At 43.1% G+C, this 15,174-nt stretch carries 16 protein-coding genes; 4 read left to right on the top strand and 12 right to left on the bottom strand.

What is annotated here, in order from left to right; translation table 11 throughout:
• Positions 1-150 precede the first annotated feature (150 nt).
• Positions 151-3,183, top strand: coding sequence for a GEVED domain-containing protein (locus A3EU_RS0104520; RefSeq protein WP_020534938.1), 3,033 nt, complete (start codon positions 151-153; stop codon positions 3,181-3,183).
• 151 nt (positions 3,184-3,334) lie between these two features.
• Here the strand turns inward: A3EU_RS0104520 and A3EU_RS0104515 are convergent, their stop codons facing one another.
• A complete protein-coding gene (locus A3EU_RS0104515; protein ID WP_020534937.1) occupies positions 3,335-4,237 on the bottom strand; it encodes a hypothetical protein in 903 nt (300 codons plus the stop codon).
• Positions 4,234-4,608: a mCpol domain-containing protein gene (locus A3EU_RS0104510; RefSeq protein ID WP_020534936.1), complete on the bottom strand. Its 375-nt coding sequence runs from the start codon at positions 4,606-4,608 to the stop codon at positions 4,234-4,236. Before A3EU_RS0104510 ends, A3EU_RS0104515 begins: the two co-directional genes overlap by 4 nt.
• A gap of 132 nt (positions 4,609-4,740) precedes the next feature.
• On the opposite strand from A3EU_RS0104510, the gene A3EU_RS0104505 reads away from it, so the two are divergent.
• Positions 4,741-5,424, top strand: coding sequence for a CRISPR-associated endonuclease Cas6 (locus tag A3EU_RS0104505; RefSeq protein ID WP_020534935.1), 684 nt, complete (start codon positions 4,741-4,743; stop codon positions 5,422-5,424).
• 23 nt (positions 5,425-5,447) lie between these two features.
• On the opposite strand, the gene A3EU_RS0104500 is transcribed toward A3EU_RS0104505, so the two are convergent.
• The 10 genes from A3EU_RS0104500 to A3EU_RS0104455 all read right to left on the bottom strand — a co-directional run bounded on the left by A3EU_RS0104500 (position 5,448) and on the right by A3EU_RS0104455 (position 11,468).
• Positions 5,448-5,963 carry a hypothetical protein gene (locus tag A3EU_RS0104500; protein WP_020534934.1) on the bottom strand — a complete coding sequence of 172 codons (516 nt, stop codon included), beginning with the start codon at positions 5,961-5,963 and terminating at the stop codon, positions 5,448-5,450.
• Positions 5,960-6,475 (bottom strand): hypothetical protein, encoded by a 516-nt coding sequence (locus A3EU_RS0104495; RefSeq protein ID WP_020534933.1) that lies wholly within the window; start codon positions 6,473-6,475, stop codon positions 5,960-5,962. The genes A3EU_RS0104500 and A3EU_RS0104495 overlap by 4 nt, the downstream gene beginning before the upstream one ends.
• 132 nt (positions 6,476-6,607) lie before the next feature.
• Positions 6,608-7,075, bottom strand: a complete 468-nt coding sequence (locus A3EU_RS0104490; RefSeq protein WP_020534932.1) for a hypothetical protein — start codon at positions 7,073-7,075, stop codon at positions 6,608-6,610.
• Positions 7,072-7,914: a hypothetical protein gene (locus A3EU_RS0104485; RefSeq protein WP_020534931.1), complete on the bottom strand. Its 843-nt coding sequence runs from the start codon at positions 7,912-7,914 to the stop codon at positions 7,072-7,074. Before A3EU_RS0104485 ends, A3EU_RS0104490 begins: the two co-directional genes overlap by 4 nt.
• Positions 7,892-8,272 carry a hypothetical protein gene (locus A3EU_RS0104480; protein WP_020534930.1) on the bottom strand — a complete coding sequence of 127 codons (381 nt, stop codon included), beginning with the start codon at positions 8,270-8,272 and terminating at the stop codon, positions 7,892-7,894. Before A3EU_RS0104480 ends, A3EU_RS0104485 begins: the two co-directional genes overlap by 23 nt.
• 130 nt (positions 8,273-8,402) lie before the next feature.
• A complete protein-coding gene (locus A3EU_RS35230; RefSeq protein ID WP_020534929.1) occupies positions 8,403-8,534 on the bottom strand; it encodes a hypothetical protein in 132 nt (43 codons plus the stop codon).
• 107 nt (positions 8,535-8,641) lie between these two features.
• Positions 8,642-8,956: a hypothetical protein gene (locus tag A3EU_RS0104470; protein WP_020534928.1), complete on the bottom strand. Its 315-nt coding sequence runs from the start codon at positions 8,954-8,956 to the stop codon at positions 8,642-8,644.
• A 1-nt stretch (position 8,957) separates the two neighbouring features.
• Complete coding sequence (locus A3EU_RS0104465) at positions 8,958-10,307, bottom strand: hypothetical protein (protein ID WP_020534927.1); 1,350 nt, start codon at positions 10,305-10,307, stop codon at positions 8,958-8,960.
• A gap of 421 nt (positions 10,308-10,728) precedes the next feature.
• Complete coding sequence (locus tag A3EU_RS0104460) at positions 10,729-11,118, bottom strand: hypothetical protein (protein WP_020534926.1); 390 nt, start codon at positions 11,116-11,118, stop codon at positions 10,729-10,731.
• 2 nt (positions 11,119-11,120) lie between these two features.
• The gene (locus tag A3EU_RS0104455; RefSeq protein WP_020534925.1) at positions 11,121-11,468 is read right to left on the bottom strand and encodes a hypothetical protein; all 348 of its coding nucleotides are present in this window, start codon (positions 11,466-11,468) and stop codon (positions 11,121-11,123) included.
• A 323-nt stretch (positions 11,469-11,791) separates the two neighbouring features.
• Here A3EU_RS0104455 and A3EU_RS32485 point away from each other — a divergent pair, with 323 nt between their 5' ends.
• Together A3EU_RS32485 and A3EU_RS34145 are read left to right on the top strand one after the other, a co-directional pair.
• A complete protein-coding gene (locus A3EU_RS32485) occupies positions 11,792-12,169 on the top strand; it encodes a helix-turn-helix domain-containing protein (RefSeq protein WP_020534924.1) in 378 nt (125 codons plus the stop codon).
• 256 nt (positions 12,170-12,425) lie between these two features.
• The gene (locus A3EU_RS34145) at positions 12,426-15,170 is read left to right on the top strand and encodes an McrB family protein (RefSeq protein ID WP_020534923.1); all 2,745 of its coding nucleotides are present in this window, start codon (positions 12,426-12,428) and stop codon (positions 15,168-15,170) included.
• Positions 15,171-15,174 lie beyond the last annotated feature (4 nt).

Below are 15,174 nucleotides of genomic sequence, written 5' to 3'. Positions count from 1 at the left end.
GGTAGCCTACTGCCTTATTGCAAATATTTATTGAATAAAAAATTAATCGCTGGCGATGATTACTTGGTCATAATTAGCTGAGCTGTCAATCCATTTGAAAGCACTACTATTTAGCTCAAGTAATCCGAGCCTAATTAAAATTGTGATGTGATGAAAAAAACTATAATATTCTTACTGATCTCAATAATTGCTATTTATCTAACTGGACAATCGAGCCTTTGGATGAATCATTTGGGAAATACTTCTAGTGACAATGCTCGATCAATAGATATTAACGGTAATAACCTCCATGTGGTCGGGAATTTCACCGGAATTCTGAATTATGGTAGCGGTTCACTATCTGGTGCAGGCGGCCAGGATATCTTTTATGCGCGCTATGATATATCAGGAAACCTCAATCTTATACGTGCTGTAGGAGGAAGCTCTTTTGATGAAGGGGAAGATATTCACGTTGATAATGCCCAAAATGTTCTAATAACAGGTTTACATAGTGATTTTGAAGGCTCTAATGTCTACATTGTAAAATACGATGCTAATGGAACGCTATTATGGACCGTTAAGGAACTAGTTTCAGGCATTGCCGGTGCAGGTACTGCAATAGCAACAGATGGCAGCGGAGCTATCTATATTACCGGATATTTTAATGGTACAGCTTATTTTAATGATGGCGCATCTTCGACAACCGTATTGGAATCTTCCGGCTTAGCAGATGTTTTTATTGCAAAATACTCTAGTGGAGGTAGTTTATTATGGGCCAGAAGCGAAGGAGGAGTAGGAGACGACTATGCTACTGAAATAAGTGTTCTGAATGACGGCACATTTTTTATTACTGGTTTTTTCAACAGCACGGCTGAATTCGGAAGCAGCACAATTATTTCTAATGGCGCTAACGATGTGTTTTTGGGTAAATACAATTCATCGGGATCATTACAATGGATTGCTAGCGAAGGTGGTTCTTCTAATGATGAAGGTACTGATATTGAAATAGCTTCGAATGGCGATATCGTAATGGTTGGAAATAAAAACATGGGAGGTTCCAATGGTTTTGTCTCGAGATATGGAACTTTTGGAAATCAAGTATTTTCAAGCATATTGAGCGGAATTGAGGAAGCTAATGGCTTAACGATCTCAGTTGGAGGAGAATACATCGTAACAGGTAAGGCTAATAATGCTGACGACATCGTTACGGCATGTTATGCTGGCTCGACAAGCCAGTGGAGTTTGGCTTTTACTGGAGGAGGAGATGATTGGGGAACGGATGTAGCAACCAATAATAATGGAACTGTATTCCTTGTTGGTTCCTTTTATAACACTGTGTCTTCAGGCTCTCAGAGTGTGAGTAGTTATGGAAGTTCAGATGGGATCATTGCAGCAATTGATCCGGAAAGTACTTCAGGTATCTGTCTCTCTGAGGCGCTATTTAATGACTTTGGAAAAATATCAATAGTATCTTTTCCTCCAGGTCAGTTTACAGTAAGTTCTGGGGCTACGTGCAGCACTTATACTGATTGGACTTCAACTGAAATAGACGTGTTTCGAGACGAAGTAGTCCCTTTTGAAGTAACAATGGGGTCTTGCAATAATAACAGTACAAACTTCACGAAAGCTTTCAAGGTTTTCGTCGATTGGAATGATGATGAAGACTTTGATGACTCGGGAGAGCAAGTGTTCGTGTCTCCTGAACAAGGAAATGGTATCGTCCAAGGCGGTTTTGTCGTTCCTTCCTCGGCAAGTCTAGGGCCGATTCGCCTACGCATTGTATGCATGAATATGATTGATGGCCTTCCAGATGAAGATAGTGCCGATGATATTTTGCCATGTGGTTCCTATACCTATGGTGAAACCGAGGATTATACGTTAGTTGTGAATTCATATGTTCCCCCTTCGATTACCAGTATTGACCCTGATCAAGGGCATGTCGGAGAAGAGATGTTGATCATTGGTAATAATTTCACGCTGGGCATAGTAAATGGAGTAAAGTTTGGAAACAGTCCTGCACTGTCTGCTAACCTGATCGATGAAAATACAATTAGTGCTATTCCTAATATTGGTACAATTAGTTCACCCGTTACTATTTCTACCATTTATGGGGAGAACATAACGAGTGCTGAAACTTATAACATTTTGTGTACCGCTCAGTATACCGACTTTGAAAACGTTCAAATACCTTCCGGATCGTTGAATTTTAATGGAGATAATAGCAATACGTTTCAGTTAGTAAACCTGAATGGCCCGAATGGCAGTAATTATTGCCTGTACATGGAGAACTATGGATATGATTCTCCCGGAGAATTTGATGGGTTGATCCTAGCTAATTTGTGTCCTGAAGGATCATTATTTGGCTATTTACAGTTTGATTACGCTTATACCTATTTCTCAGACGGGACCAACACGGCAATTGACAATTTGATTGTTTTTGACTACGATACAGGTAACATTATCTGGGCGGAAGGAGGAAACAGCTTAGCTACGGCACCTCCTCAAAGTACTGCCTTTATTCCTTCTGTGACAGAATGGGAAACAAAAATTATTGATATATCTAGCTTGACCCAGGATTTGAGTAGTCGGATCAATTTGGCTATTTGGAATCAAACGGGAAATGGTAATAACCTTTTCATAGATAATATTGATATTATTTTCACTTCTTCACCACTACCTATTGATAAATTAATATTTAATGGTAGTAGTGTTGATGATTTTATCAATTTGACTTGGCATACAGAAAATGAAATTGATGTTGAAAAGTTTCTCGTGGAAAAATCCGGGGATGGAGTTGATTACACGCAATTGACGGAAACCGATAGTAAAGGAAACGGAAATCACGATTATTTCTATAAAGATGAAGCCCCTTATATTGGCGAGAACTATTATCGATTAAGAAGTGTCGATTTCGATGGCGCATTGGGTGATTATAAAATAGTTTACATCAATCATTTGCCAACGAATATTGAAAGTGGAATTGAAATTTTTCCAAATCCGTCGTCAGGAAGGTTTATTGTAAAAAACCATCTTGGGAAACCGGGTACATTTGAATTATTTAACACTAAAAATCAGTTGATCAAAGTGTTAACGATCAATGAAGAAGATACTCCATTCTCTTTTCAACAGTTACTCCCTGGAGTCTACTATGGTAAATTTCACCTCGGAAGAAGTGTAATTGTAGAAAAAATTATCATACAATAGATTGAAGAGAAAGACAGCGCTGTAGGCTTCTCAATTAATATTCTTAATGTACGGGTGAGGAGATAGTAAATATACCACTCTATCTTGTTAATTGGAAATAGTTTTGGGAAGCTTACAGCAATTGCAACAGAACGGAGACCCGAGACCGTTGCTAAAAAGAACCAAGAAACTTAATAACTGACACTTGGATTTCAGCTACTTTCTTTTCTAAATCACTATTTGTCATTAAATTTTTATCATTTTTTTTATTGAACCTCCTTAGGTTTGTTAGCCACTGAACAACAAGTATTTTTTCGTCCCCTGAAAAGCTTCGACTTGACTCTAATTCTATATCTATCTCTTCTAAAACACTTATTAAGTCTTCACCATTTTTTATTCTTTTCGTCCACTTTGCTTTTAGTAAATCAACAGAGATCGATTTTTCTAGCTTATTTATTTGGTAGCCTTTGGGGGTTAGGTTAATGTGGTCGCAAAGAAGTTTTTTATTATCAACCATAAGGTTATGAATCAAATCTCCTTCATCATGTGAAAATCTTCGATGTACTTTAAAGTAGTAAATACTGCTATCCCTGGAAAGGAGAACCATACTTATCTTCAGGAAATCTATCTTATCAACAAGAGTTAAATCAGTAATAAATTCGTATGATGAATTATTTATCCTTCTTTCTAGCCAGTTAGCTAAATCATCACTAACAATATGATCAGTTTTTATTTCATTTCTGCGAATTTTATTTAAAACACTACCGTAAAGATCTTGATGACTTTGATCTATCACAATGCCTCTAGCCTCTGTTTTAAAATCATTACTATCCCTATCCCAATCAAGATAACTACACTGTGATAATTTCCTTAATTGAATCAAAATATTATTTCTTAGCACACCTAATTCTCCAAGCAAATCAGGGTTATTAAACTCATTTAGTTCTAAAACTTTAAGAAGATGAAAATCCTCAATGATATCAACTCCAAACTTATCTACACAATTGCAAATAATATTGATATATGGATCAGGTTTTGCTCCAATAGAAGTGAAAATGAAAATATTCTTCCTCATACCTTCTCATTAAGAACATAATGAACAATTTGATCTCCTCCTTTGGATTTTGCCAGCTTTAATCCAAGATATGTTTCTGCTAAGGTATACCCCATTCCAATTGATGCTGTTCTCCCTGTTCTTTCGCTAAAAAGCTCTCGAATATCATTAATGTACGTGAAATCAAAATCACCAAAAAACAAAATACTATCACCGCTACAAAAAAGAACCTTACCGTCCTTAAGAAGCACTTGGTCGCGAATGATATTTAGTACTTCAACGATCCTATTGCTAAATTCTTGAACTGCCTCCTCATTATTGGTTATCAGAAAAGATTCAATGACGCGGCCTATGCTATCGCCATCCAATCCTACGTATAGACTTTTGGTCATTATTTATGATTCTATAGTTAGCAAAGTAGTTTGTAAAAATAGGTTTTATCGATTACTTTAGGATTCTTTTCTAGTTTTATCCCACAGCAAAAATAAGATACTTTATAAACATTAATAATCTGTAGTGCTGGTATGAACATACAACTCCTTACCACAACTTTCGATTTACCACTTACCCTAGCAGAAATTTCCCGCTGGAGGGGAGCTTGGTGCGAAATGGCGGGCTGGGAAGTAGACCGATTTCATAATCATCGCAGTGGGGATGGAAAAGTTATTTACCGTTATCCTCTCCTGCAATATAGAACCTATCGTAGGCAGGCAGGTTTTGTAGCCATCCAAGAAGCGGTGAAAGATGTTCAGCAAACCTTGGCAGTCAACGAATGGCAAATCAGGTGGAAAAACACACTTACTTCCTTAGGAATAAGGAACTTTCAATTGGATAACTATGAACTTCATCTTGATCAAAAATGGCATTCCTATCGCATCCATAATTACCTGCCATTCAATAAGGACAACTTTGAACAATGGCAGAATTTGGATCTACTCCAAGACAAGATAGCACTACTTGCCCGCATAATCCCCGGCCACCTCATCAGCTTTGCCAAAAGTGTCCACTGGCGTATTCCAGGTCGTTTTGACATTGAGATTACCAACCTCACCAGCCAGCGCCCTATAGCCCTCCACCAAATATTGAGGCCAGCTTTTGATTTAGAATTCCGCACGCAGTTGATTTTACCATCAAATATTGGCCTTGGTAAGGGAGTTAGTCATGGATTTGGAGTTTTGGAAAAATTGATTAGTCCTAGAATAGGTTAACTTCAAGTACTGAATAAAAACCCTCACTCCTCCACCTCCACAATCACCCGAATTACCCGCTTCTTCTTAGCAGCCTTGGGCCGAGGCTTACGCCGCCACCATTCGTCATCGATGGGTGGTTGGTAATGCTTGGCTTTGGTTTTGGTTTTTAGGGGATGGGTAGTTCTGCCAGAGGAGGTAAATGCACCAGCAAGAACGGTAAAGAGGAGTTTTAAAGAACCAATTACCAGGTAATAGACAAGCATGAGGAGATCTTTCAACATTACCAGGCAATTACCCAGTAGCAATCCCCCACCCTTTACTAAGAAAGTGATGGTAATTCGTAGCCAATGACCGGTAATTGGCTTTAAGGCGTGCTTGCCCCAGCGGGTAATTGTGGGTGGGAGGCTTTCTAAGAAACTACCTACCGACTTCAGGTGGGTAATTACCGGCCCCTCCCCTGCTTTCTGGTAGCTGATGCTTTCAAAAGTGGAGGTATTTCGCTGGTAATTGGGCGGATTTTCTTTAGAAACTTTGATGGTAATTTTATCCTGGTTCATACCGGCTGCTTTTTGCGGGTGAATAGACGCCGCCAGAAAGATACCGGCTCGGGTTCTTCGGAAAAACGGATGCCTTGCTGACCGTGCATTTCTCTTAGGTAATAGTCACGACCTTGGGAGCGCTCGATCTCCTGGTGCCGCAGGATGCGGTCGTTGGCGATGGTGGCCGCTACCCTATCGGTGTACTCCTCCCAGGTTTCGCTGGGGTTATGGGCGTCTTGGTAAAAGAGGGTAATTACCCGAATACCCATCTTGTTACCCGATAGTTTTATCCACGCTTCGTGTTCTTGGGCGCGTACGACTACCCGCTTGTCGGTGGGTGATTGCTGCCACTCGTAGATGTTCTCCAGGCGCTTGCCGTAGTGGCGCAACTTCCGGCGATAGTCTAGCCGCAGGTAAAGTGCTACGCAAGCGATTACCCAGATGGTAGTGATGATTAAGGCAGCGACAGGACCCCAAATACGCATCACGACGAAGTAGAGGGCCATGGTTAATACGATGATATACTGCATGTTTATGGCTTTTTAAAAGCGGAATTACCCACCAATTACCTACCAATTACCTGGGTAAGTGGGTAATTCCATTTTGTTGTAATTCATTGAAAATCTGATAATTACATTTTACACTCCACGAATTACCCAGACTTACCCACCCTCCGGGGCGAAACCCCTCTCCTGTTCGGTAGGGGTGGCTTCGTAGCGGTTGAACAGGCGGAAGTACAGGCGGATGGTTTCGTAACCGTAGCCCCGTTCGGTAAACTGTTGCGCGGTTTCACGGGGCGTCAAACCAGTGGCCCAATAGACTTTGAGAACTTCACCCTTCTCGACCAGGTAATGCTTGGTGGTTTTCAGGAAATCGATCTCTTCCGGCAGTAAAGTGCTGCTGCGTTGTCCGAAATCGGTCTGTTGGTCTACCTGTTGCCAGGTGTGGGTGTCCTCGTCTTCGCGGATGTAGCGTTCGGTTTTCTTAGTAATCGGATTCGTCTTTACGTCTTCCGGCAGGTCCGTTGTCCGTTCTACGATCCGCTTTTTGTTGCTGTCCGCTTTCGCGCGTGGCTTGCGGGCCTCTTTGTCTGGATCGTAACCAGACAGGGCGAAGAAAATCCAGTTCATCGTATGTCCGTTTTTTCGTTGCGCCTTGCGGCAAATATTTCTACGTAGCTATAGATTGTAAAGGCGATCAAAGCGGACAAGAGCAGGCTACGTGTCCACTCTTCTGCTCCACCACAAACGGACACGCTTTCTACCCACTCACAGGCCCAGGGGCGGTAATGCAACAGGTTGATCGAGAACTCCGCCAGCGCAAATACCCGTAGGTACCAGAGGCTGCCCTTGTAAAGCGTCATCGCCAAGCCCGTAAATTGGATGCTTAGGGCGTAAGCCCAGGCTTGCAGCCATTCGCCACCCACCACCTGTGCCGTGTGGTTCATCTGGACATACATACTTACCATCGCGATCAAAGCCAACAGGACATCTTTCGACAATTCGGTGTAATCAATACCCAGGTAATTGTCCGTTTTTAAGGAAAGCGATCCGCTTACCCAGCTGTCCGTTTCTTTAGAAAAAGGATCTACTTGTCCGTTCGTGGGTATGTCCTGTTTAACAGACGTGATGTCCGTTGGGAAACTGGCCTGCTTGTCCGTTTCTTTAGAAAGGTGTCCGTTTAAAGAATTGTCCGTTTGGCGGGTTTCCAAGTGGACAGGTTTTAAAGCGTCCGTTTGTCCGCTTGGTGGGGTGTCCGTTTCTATAGAAGTGGACAAGTGTTGTGCCTGCTCTTCTTGTCCGTAAACCTCTAAGAGCACCTTGATGGTCCGTTTGTCCATTTTGGCGTAGCGATTGAAACGGCCTTCGACCAGGCCCATTCTTTTCATTTGCTTGCGCAATGCCTCCAGGCTGATTTCTAAGAACTCAGCGAGCATGACGGGTTGATTAGGAATTTCCATTTGTAACATCCTGCTTAGGTTTTGAAGTGGTGATATTTAAAACGGGTCCTAGTTCGCGATAAGCCCAAAACACTTTCTCCAGGACGGCCATTCGCGACAAATAGGAGGTGTAGTTTTCTAAGAAAAGCCCTTCGAGGATCAGCAACTCTTTTCGGATCTGCATCCTTGGGTAATTGGTATCGGTCTTTCTTAGAAGGGCGGCATGGGTAATTGGCCCGTTGGAAACGATGGTCGCTTTCAGGCCTTGAAAGGCTATTTCTATTTTCACCTCGCTGCGGGCAAGATCTCTGGGCAGCGGGCTACTGATGGCGGTCATCGCCAGCGAATGGCCGAAGATGCTCGTGCGTATTTTGTCAAAATTCTCCATTGTATTTTTAGTTTGTAATTGTCATTTTTCTAAGCCGCGGAGGCGCGGAGGTACGGAGGTTTTTATTTCTGGTCGAAACCGTTTCACGGTGTCTTTTGCCTTTATAGTTAAGTAGTGAGAACTGCTGGTTTTAATTGTCCTCGTTGAAGTAATCGGCCAGTCCATCCAAGGTCCTAAGCACGTTCTTTTCCCACCAAACCAGGTAGCGATAGGCCCAGCGGCCCAGTTGAGCAAAAGTCAGGTAGAGTAGTTTTCTGTGCATAGGCGTATTTGGATGGTTACGTTCCCAAAAGTTTATGTCGCGCAGAGGCGCAGATTAAAAAAACTCCGTGTCCCTGTGCCTCTGTGGCTAATTATTCTATGAAGTCATCACACTCTTGCTTTCTGGCGTTTCAAGTGGTCTATCTCTTCCCGGTTAAGCCAGCAGGTACTTCCGTTTGACCAGGTGTCGTACTCGTAGAGGTGGGTACTGGCGTCGGCTTTATTTCTGGCGGCTTCGGCGGGCAGAATCGCCGCCCATTTGATCGCTCCGCTGTACTGTTTGTAGGGGTAGGATTTCCAGATACTGAGCTGCTCCTCGGCATCCTTCGCCCTTTGGTACCAGGTGAAGGTCGTGTCGGGGTTGTTCCTGAATTTGATCCGCAAGGCGAACTCGGTGGTCGCTTTGTCTCGGTGCTTAGGCATCTTATTTCATATTTAGAATGGCCTGATCAATCCGGTCTTCAAAGATGGCCACGATCTTTGCGCCGTATTTCTTACGCAGGGTTTGCGTCAACTGGTGATGCAGCTCCTGTCGGTCGACTTCGCTATTGGGTTGCAAGGCTTTCAGGTAGGTATTCACGGCTTTGGTGATGGCCGTCCGGCGCGCCCGACGGAAGTTGCGCACCTGCTTTTTCTTCAGCCAGCGCTCCGTCGCGGAGAAGCCGCCGTTCTTTTGGTTGCGGAGGTCGAAGTAGTAGCGCGGCAGCAGCACAAAGCGCCCACGCTTGTCATTGACCCATTCGAAAACCATATCCAGCCGCTCCTGGATTTCTCCCCTGGCGGCATCGTAGCGTTTCGGGTGAACCGAACGAGCGATGTATTCCGCCAGGGCAATCATTCCGGCTTCCTTCTGGCGGTCGGTCAACCATTCGTCTTTGTAGATCGAGGCCAGGGCTTTGCTCCAGCACATTCCGGCAGCGTAGCGGACCTTTGTTTGGTTTTCCGGACTAAGAAAGCCGATGGCCTCATCCATAGTGGCGGGTAGCCGCTCGGGCAATCCCTGCGACACAGCTCCCTGGGTATTGGCAAATGGGGGGACCGCGCGCAACTTGGGGGGCTGGGTATCCTGATTTTCGCCCTTGCGGGATGAGGCGGAATCCGTTACGTTGGCATCGTATCCTGAACCAGTTTCCTGAATATTTGCCGAAGAAGGAACGGCCGCTACATCAGCCTGAGCTGAGTTTTCCACAATCGGAGCCGTTGCTTCGCCTTTCTTATTTCTTTCTTTCTTAGTATCCTGATCAGGATACTCAGGATACTGAGTACCTGACACTGTATGGTCAAAAGTTTTTGTTTGGGCACCAAAAAAAAGGTCGTTCAAATTAGCGTTGAGCTGGCCTTTGGGGTCGCGCAGAAACAAGCATTTGGCGTTCAGCTCCAGCTCGTAGGCCGCATTGCTTCCGTGCCACTTCTTGTAAGCGATGATATTGGCCGCTACCAGCCGTTTACGCAAGTTGATGATGGTAGCCTTGCAAGTGCCCAGTTGTTTCGCCAGCGCTCCGTTGCTGGTCTTTAGCACGGGGAGGATGCCCTCGGCCAGATTGCTACTACTACTCCGCTGCTGTCCTCGCAGCATCCCGCCGTAGAGTTGGAAGAGGTACTCCGCCAACTGGATATGCGCCGCCCGCAGTTTGAGCTTCAAAGCGCCTGGCCCCTGCTGCTGGGCGTTATAGTCATTGATGTGCTGCCGGAGCAGCTTCTTACTGTACTGAAAGTGCAGTTCAAAGAAGGAAACGGGAGCGGTCTTGGGAACGAGGATCACAGTATTACCCATAGGTAAGTAGTTGGTTAAATTCCGATTTATCGGAACAAATGAACAATGGTCTAGCCTACCTGGTGAGGTACTGACCGGGACCGAAGTCCCAGCCAGCAACCGTCACGTCAGGCATCATCTTGCCCAGCTCGCACGTGGCGTGCTGAGTTAAGAGCTTATTGGAAAATTTAATTTGATGAAAAACGAATGATTGAAGTATTCGAAAGAAATCGCTCGATGCTTCCTGATTCTCAAGGATTTTCGAACCTGGCGTCGAACTAAAAATCTCACTTAGCCCGCTAAGCTCGATTTTGACTTCTTAGCCAGAACCGCAAATCATTGAGAATCAGTTCGCAAATTTTCCAATAAGTTCTAAGTTCTTTACAGTGTTTTGAATTTGTGATCGAAAAGCCGTCGGCTATTTAGCCTCCACTACAGAAGGTTAGCCAAATTTCTTAGGGACAATTACGGTGCCCTCCACGATGCGTTGATTGACTTCCATGACTTCATTTCTAAGAAAAAGCATCGAGTTGCGGCCACCCGCCGTGGTGATCAACTCACCGTTATCATGTAGCCAGCCAATTGCTCGTCGGTGATGGCCGGTGGTAAAGAGCGTCAGGCCCAGTAGCCAAGCCGCTTCGTCTTTAGACACCCACTGCGGTCGCGTATCCGCCGGTAAGGATGCCCGCATGGAGAACTCCATTTTCATCATCTCAATGCGATAAGCTTCCCGCTCAATTTGCAGGTCCTTCTGCTGCTGGAGCAGGAGCATATTCTGCTGCATGAGTACAGACAGTAAGTCTTTGGAGATGGCAGTCGTGTCTTTGGTCATTGCTAGGAGATTTTGGGAGGAGGAATACTTGCTGCGCGGTCGATCAGGCACAAATCTTTCCCTTCTTCGCGGGCCAGACAAATGGCCTTTCCCAGGGTGATTTCATCCGTACCCACCTCGAAAGGCCGTACGATATCGTTGTACCAATGCTTATCGAACAGCAGGGCCATCTTGAAGATCTCCGCCGCCTTAAAGTCACTGGAACCGCTCAGGCGACGGGTGGTTCTCTCGGTAGAAATACCCAGGGCCGTCGCCAGGTCTTCCTTAGACACCTGGTTGGCCACCATCTGGTCTTCCACCCATCGCTGAATGGTCGACCTCACCGCTGGTAATTTTACGGGCGCACTCATGGATTTAATTTTTATCTTTAAGCTGTTTAAAACCCGTTACGAAGTACCGGGGATAACTCGATTTAATTCAACTTCAATGCACCCATCGTATTTACCCAGTGCAAGCCCTCTGGCTTGTTTACTCCCGGAGTATCTTACTTAAAGACATGGAGGGTTTCCTCCGGCAAATGCAAGTTTTGCCGGTCAAATCTTTGTTTGTGTCTTCTTATGGTGTAATTTAGCCGTTAAATCGTTGTTTCGATACAAATTTACTGCCTTTTATTCATAAAACCTTACAATTAAGACGTTTTTTCTTCTTATCTGTAAATATTTTTATTTCAATAATGTTTTTATCTAAGAATATCAAGTACTTGCGAAAAAGCCAGGGCTTAACCCAAAATGACCTTGGGGATAAAATTGGCGTGAATGGAAGTCAGGTAACCAAGTATGAAAAAGGCACAAGTGATCCACCCGTCGACAAGCTGGTCCAAATAGCAGATATTTTTGATATGAATTTGCAAGATCTTGTATTGACGGATCTTACTACCGAAGCACCCAAATTCCCCCGCCCTGAAAAGCCTTATACCAGCATGGATGAGCAAAAACAAGATGCTGTTTTCATTCAACTAAACAATGAACTCCAAAAGCGGATTAAGATATTAGAAGATTACATAGCAGAGAATAATCCGGACCAGGCGCGGCGGTGGGGGATTATTGAGTGAGAAGGTAGATTACGTTTTTCCCACCTGTTCACATCCCCTTTCGCTTTGATTCTATTACAAATCCTACAAAATCAACTCTTGAAAGAAGCGAGCGTAATTTTACTACCTCACTTGATGACGGGGGTGATTGACGTGGAGGAATTAGCTGAACAAGTAATGGCTAACATCTGAGATGATTTATCTGCTTGGATCAGGAAAATTCTGATTTCTATAAAGAAACACGTATGTCTCCAAAGCATGAAAAAGAGAAAAACACATGACTCAGCAAGAAATAGAAAAAACCATCCAGGGGCAGCATTTTCAGAATATTATTAGGGAAACAGACTTTTACTTCCTAAAAGGCCAATTAGCACTCAAGAACTGGTTGGAACTGAACGTATCTGATCAAATGAAGGAGGATTTGATTCGTCTTTCTTCGGATTATACACAGTTTCTGGAAATAACAGAAATCAATCCTGAATTTGAAAAAATTAAGGACAATCTTTTTGAGATCATCGCCTATTGTGACAACAGGGCTAAAGACAAAGCAAGGTATAATCGATATGATGGCTATCGAGTACTAGCGGATGCCAGCGTCCGCATGGGCAATTGGGTAGAAAGTTTGGTGAAATTCAAATTCAAGCACGCTGAAATAACGGGTAAGTCCATATTAAATGCTTTCAATTACCTTTTATCACCTCAGGATAATTGCACCATTTTAAGTGATAATCATAGGCAAATGGTGAGTGTCAATTTATTAAAGAAGGACTACTCTCCTCCGAAGTTTATCCATGATTTAAAAGAATATTTTGACGAGTATAAGCTAAAGCTCCAAAATCAAGACAATTACACGTATCTAATTTCCTCACTAGTCTATGCTTTCAGAACTGAATGGATCGAGGAAGTGATCGGCTTAATGGCATCTGATGGTACGGGGTGGCAGGAAGATGCAACAAACTTAGAAGCAGAATATTCGGGATTAATAACCTGGAATAGTAAAAAGCCCAGCGGTGGCCAAAAAACCTTGAATTTTCTAAGAGAAAAAGTAAAAGACGGGCAAAGCTTCCCTCTTTATTACAGTAGCAAAGGCCATGTACAGTACAGAGCGAACATCGTGGATTTCGCGATCAATGCAAAAGAACTATCCGAGAAAAAATGGGATGAAAAAAAGATCAAGTACTTTCATTCCAACTTCGGAGATTATAAGGATGATACGAAGAAGGCCTATATCCTATTCTTAGCTGAATCCATTGAGGAAATTTCACCCAAGCCTATATCAGATTTTAAATTCTATGGCAATTATTCAAAGCCTAGGCAAGATAACCTGTCTCCAATCAAAGAAATAGTAAACGATGACGAGATAATAAATCCTGGATTAGTAATGACTGACAACACTCCCCAAACGCCTTTAAATCAAATTCTTTTCGGCCCTCCAGGTACAGGTAAAACCTACCATACCATCAATGAGGCACTTACAATTGTTGGTGTAGATATTTCTGGCTTGACTCGGCCCCAAATAAAGGAGGAGTTTGACAAGAAATTGAAAGAGGGACAAATCGTCTTTACCACCTTTCACCAAAGCATGAGTTATGAAGAGTTTATTGAGGGAATCAAGCCAATTGAACCTGAAAAAGATGGCGACGAAGTTATTTACCGAGTAGAGCCGGGATTGTTTAAAAAACTTAGTATTGAAGCGTCCTTTGACATTGCCAAGTTCAGTAAATCAAAAGAAACCGCCGAAGCACTGGATTTTTCATACCTCTACGATTTGTTCATTGAGGAAGTTCAAGAAAAGCTAATCAACGAGGAAGAGGTTGAATTAAAGACAAAATCAGGTGGTACTGTTCTGATTGACAGTATCTCGCAGCAAGGGAATATCATTATCAAGCATCACAATGGGATAAGAACTTATACGGTTTCCAAGCCGAGATTAACAAAATTACAAGCAGCTATAGGTAGTTTAGATAGTGTTAGTAATATTAATAATGAATTTAGAGAAGTTATTGGTGGTATTAATTCCTCCGCTTACTGGTCTGCTTTAAACGCCATAAAACAGACTGGGAAGAGGGTAAATGGGAAGGTTGAAGAGAAATCCTACACTTATAATGATAAAGTTGAAGTGGTCCAAAAGATGACCAAAAAAGACTTTGACACTACGCAAGGAAAAAACTACGTCCTAATCATTGACGAAATCAACAGGGGAAATGTCTCCCAGATTTTTGGCGAACTGATTACGCTCATTGAAGCGGATAAACGACTGGGGAAAGAGGAAGCACTTAAAGTAATGCTTCCCTATAGCAAAGAAAAATTCGGCGTACCCGCCAATCTTTACATCATTGGTACGATGAACACTGCTGACCGAAGCGTAGAGGCACTCGATACTGCATTAAGAAGACGATTCAGTTTTACCGAAATGCCGCCCAAGCCAGAACTGCTTGAACCGAGTCTAATGCTTCAGAGGCTTTGGATGAAAAATAAAATATTGGCGTCGAATGACTCTCAATGGATTGAAGCCGAAAAAGGTTTTATTGATCTAGTTGGAGCGACTATCTTGAATACAAAAAAGTATGAGTATATGGGATCAGTAAATGATTTGAATATTCCATCAGAGAAATTTGAGGGAGTGATCAAATTTGAAGGACTTAACCTCAAAGACGTTTTAAAAACCATCAATCGAAGAATTGAAAAATTACTTGACCGGGACCATCTTATAGGTCATAGCTATTTTATTCGGGTGAATGATTGGATGGATTTGGAAGAATCTTTTTATCGCAATATCATTCCTTTATTGCAAGAATATTTCTTTGGCGATTACGCCAAAATAGGAGCAGTGTTAGGCAGTGGTTTTGTCTACTCCGAAAATGAACCCGATCAAGTAGACTTTGCTACGGGGTACGAAAATGAAGACTTTGCGGAGAAGGCAATTTACCAGATCATTGATTATCGTCCCAATCAATCGGGGAGTAGATACATTCAAAATGGGATGACCTTTCAAAAAGCCATCCGCTTATTGATGAACTAGGCAC

It is taken from the genome of Lewinella cohaerens DSM 23179 (assembly GCF_000379805.1).
Lineage (GTDB): Bacteria > Bacteroidota > Bacteroidia > Chitinophagales > Saprospiraceae > Lewinella > Lewinella cohaerens.
This window is presented reverse-complemented; position numbering and strand designations above follow the sequence as displayed.

Excerpts from the sequence above, each read along its gene's own strand:
- A3EU_RS0104500 (WP_020534934.1), bottom strand. The coding sequence starts at position 5,963 with ATGAACCAGGATAAAATTACCATCAAAGTTTCTAAAGAAAATCCGCCC.
- A3EU_RS0104490 (WP_020534932.1), bottom strand. The coding sequence starts at position 7,075 with ATGAACTGGATTTTCTTCGCCCTGTCTGGTTACGATCCAGACAAAGAG.
- A3EU_RS0104515 (WP_020534937.1), bottom strand. The coding sequence starts at position 4,237 with ATGAGGAAGAATATTTTCATTTTCACTTCTATTGGAGCAAAACCTGAT.
- A3EU_RS0104460 (WP_020534926.1), bottom strand. The coding sequence starts at position 11,118 with ATGACCAAAGACACGACTGCCATCTCCAAAGACTTACTGTCTGTACTC.
- A3EU_RS0104510 (WP_020534936.1), bottom strand. The coding sequence starts at position 4,608 with ATGACCAAAAGTCTATACGTAGGATTGGATGGCGATAGCATAGGCCGC.
- A3EU_RS34145 (WP_020534923.1), top strand. The coding sequence starts at position 12,426 with ATGACTCAGCAAGAAATAGAAAAAACCATCCAGGGGCAGCATTTTCAG.
- A3EU_RS0104470 (WP_020534928.1), bottom strand. The coding sequence starts at position 8,956 with ATGCCTAAGCACCGAGACAAAGCGACCACCGAGTTCGCCTTGCGGATC.
- A3EU_RS0104485 (WP_020534931.1), bottom strand. The coding sequence starts at position 7,914 with ATGTTACAAATGGAAATTCCTAATCAACCCGTCATGCTCGCTGAGTTC.
- A3EU_RS0104480 (WP_020534930.1), bottom strand. The coding sequence starts at position 8,272 with ATGGAGAATTTTGACAAAATACGCACGAGCATCTTCGGCCATTCGCTG.
- A3EU_RS0104455 (WP_020534925.1), bottom strand. The coding sequence starts at position 11,468 with ATGAGTGCGCCCGTAAAATTACCAGCGGTGAGGTCGACCATTCAGCGA.
- A3EU_RS0104520 (WP_020534938.1), top strand. The coding sequence starts at position 151 with ATGAAAAAAACTATAATATTCTTACTGATCTCAATAATTGCTATTTAT.
- A3EU_RS0104505 (WP_020534935.1), top strand. The coding sequence starts at position 4,741 with ATGAACATACAACTCCTTACCACAACTTTCGATTTACCACTTACCCTA.
- A3EU_RS35230 (WP_020534929.1), bottom strand. The coding sequence starts at position 8,534 with ATGCACAGAAAACTACTCTACCTGACTTTTGCTCAACTGGGCCGCTGG.
- A3EU_RS0104465 (WP_020534927.1), bottom strand. The coding sequence starts at position 10,307 with ATGGGTAATACTGTGATCCTCGTTCCCAAGACCGCTCCCGTTTCCTTC.
- A3EU_RS32485 (WP_020534924.1), top strand. The coding sequence starts at position 11,792 with ATGTTTTTATCTAAGAATATCAAGTACTTGCGAAAAAGCCAGGGCTTA.
- A3EU_RS0104495 (WP_020534933.1), bottom strand. The coding sequence starts at position 6,475 with ATGCAGTATATCATCGTATTAACCATGGCCCTCTACTTCGTCGTGATG.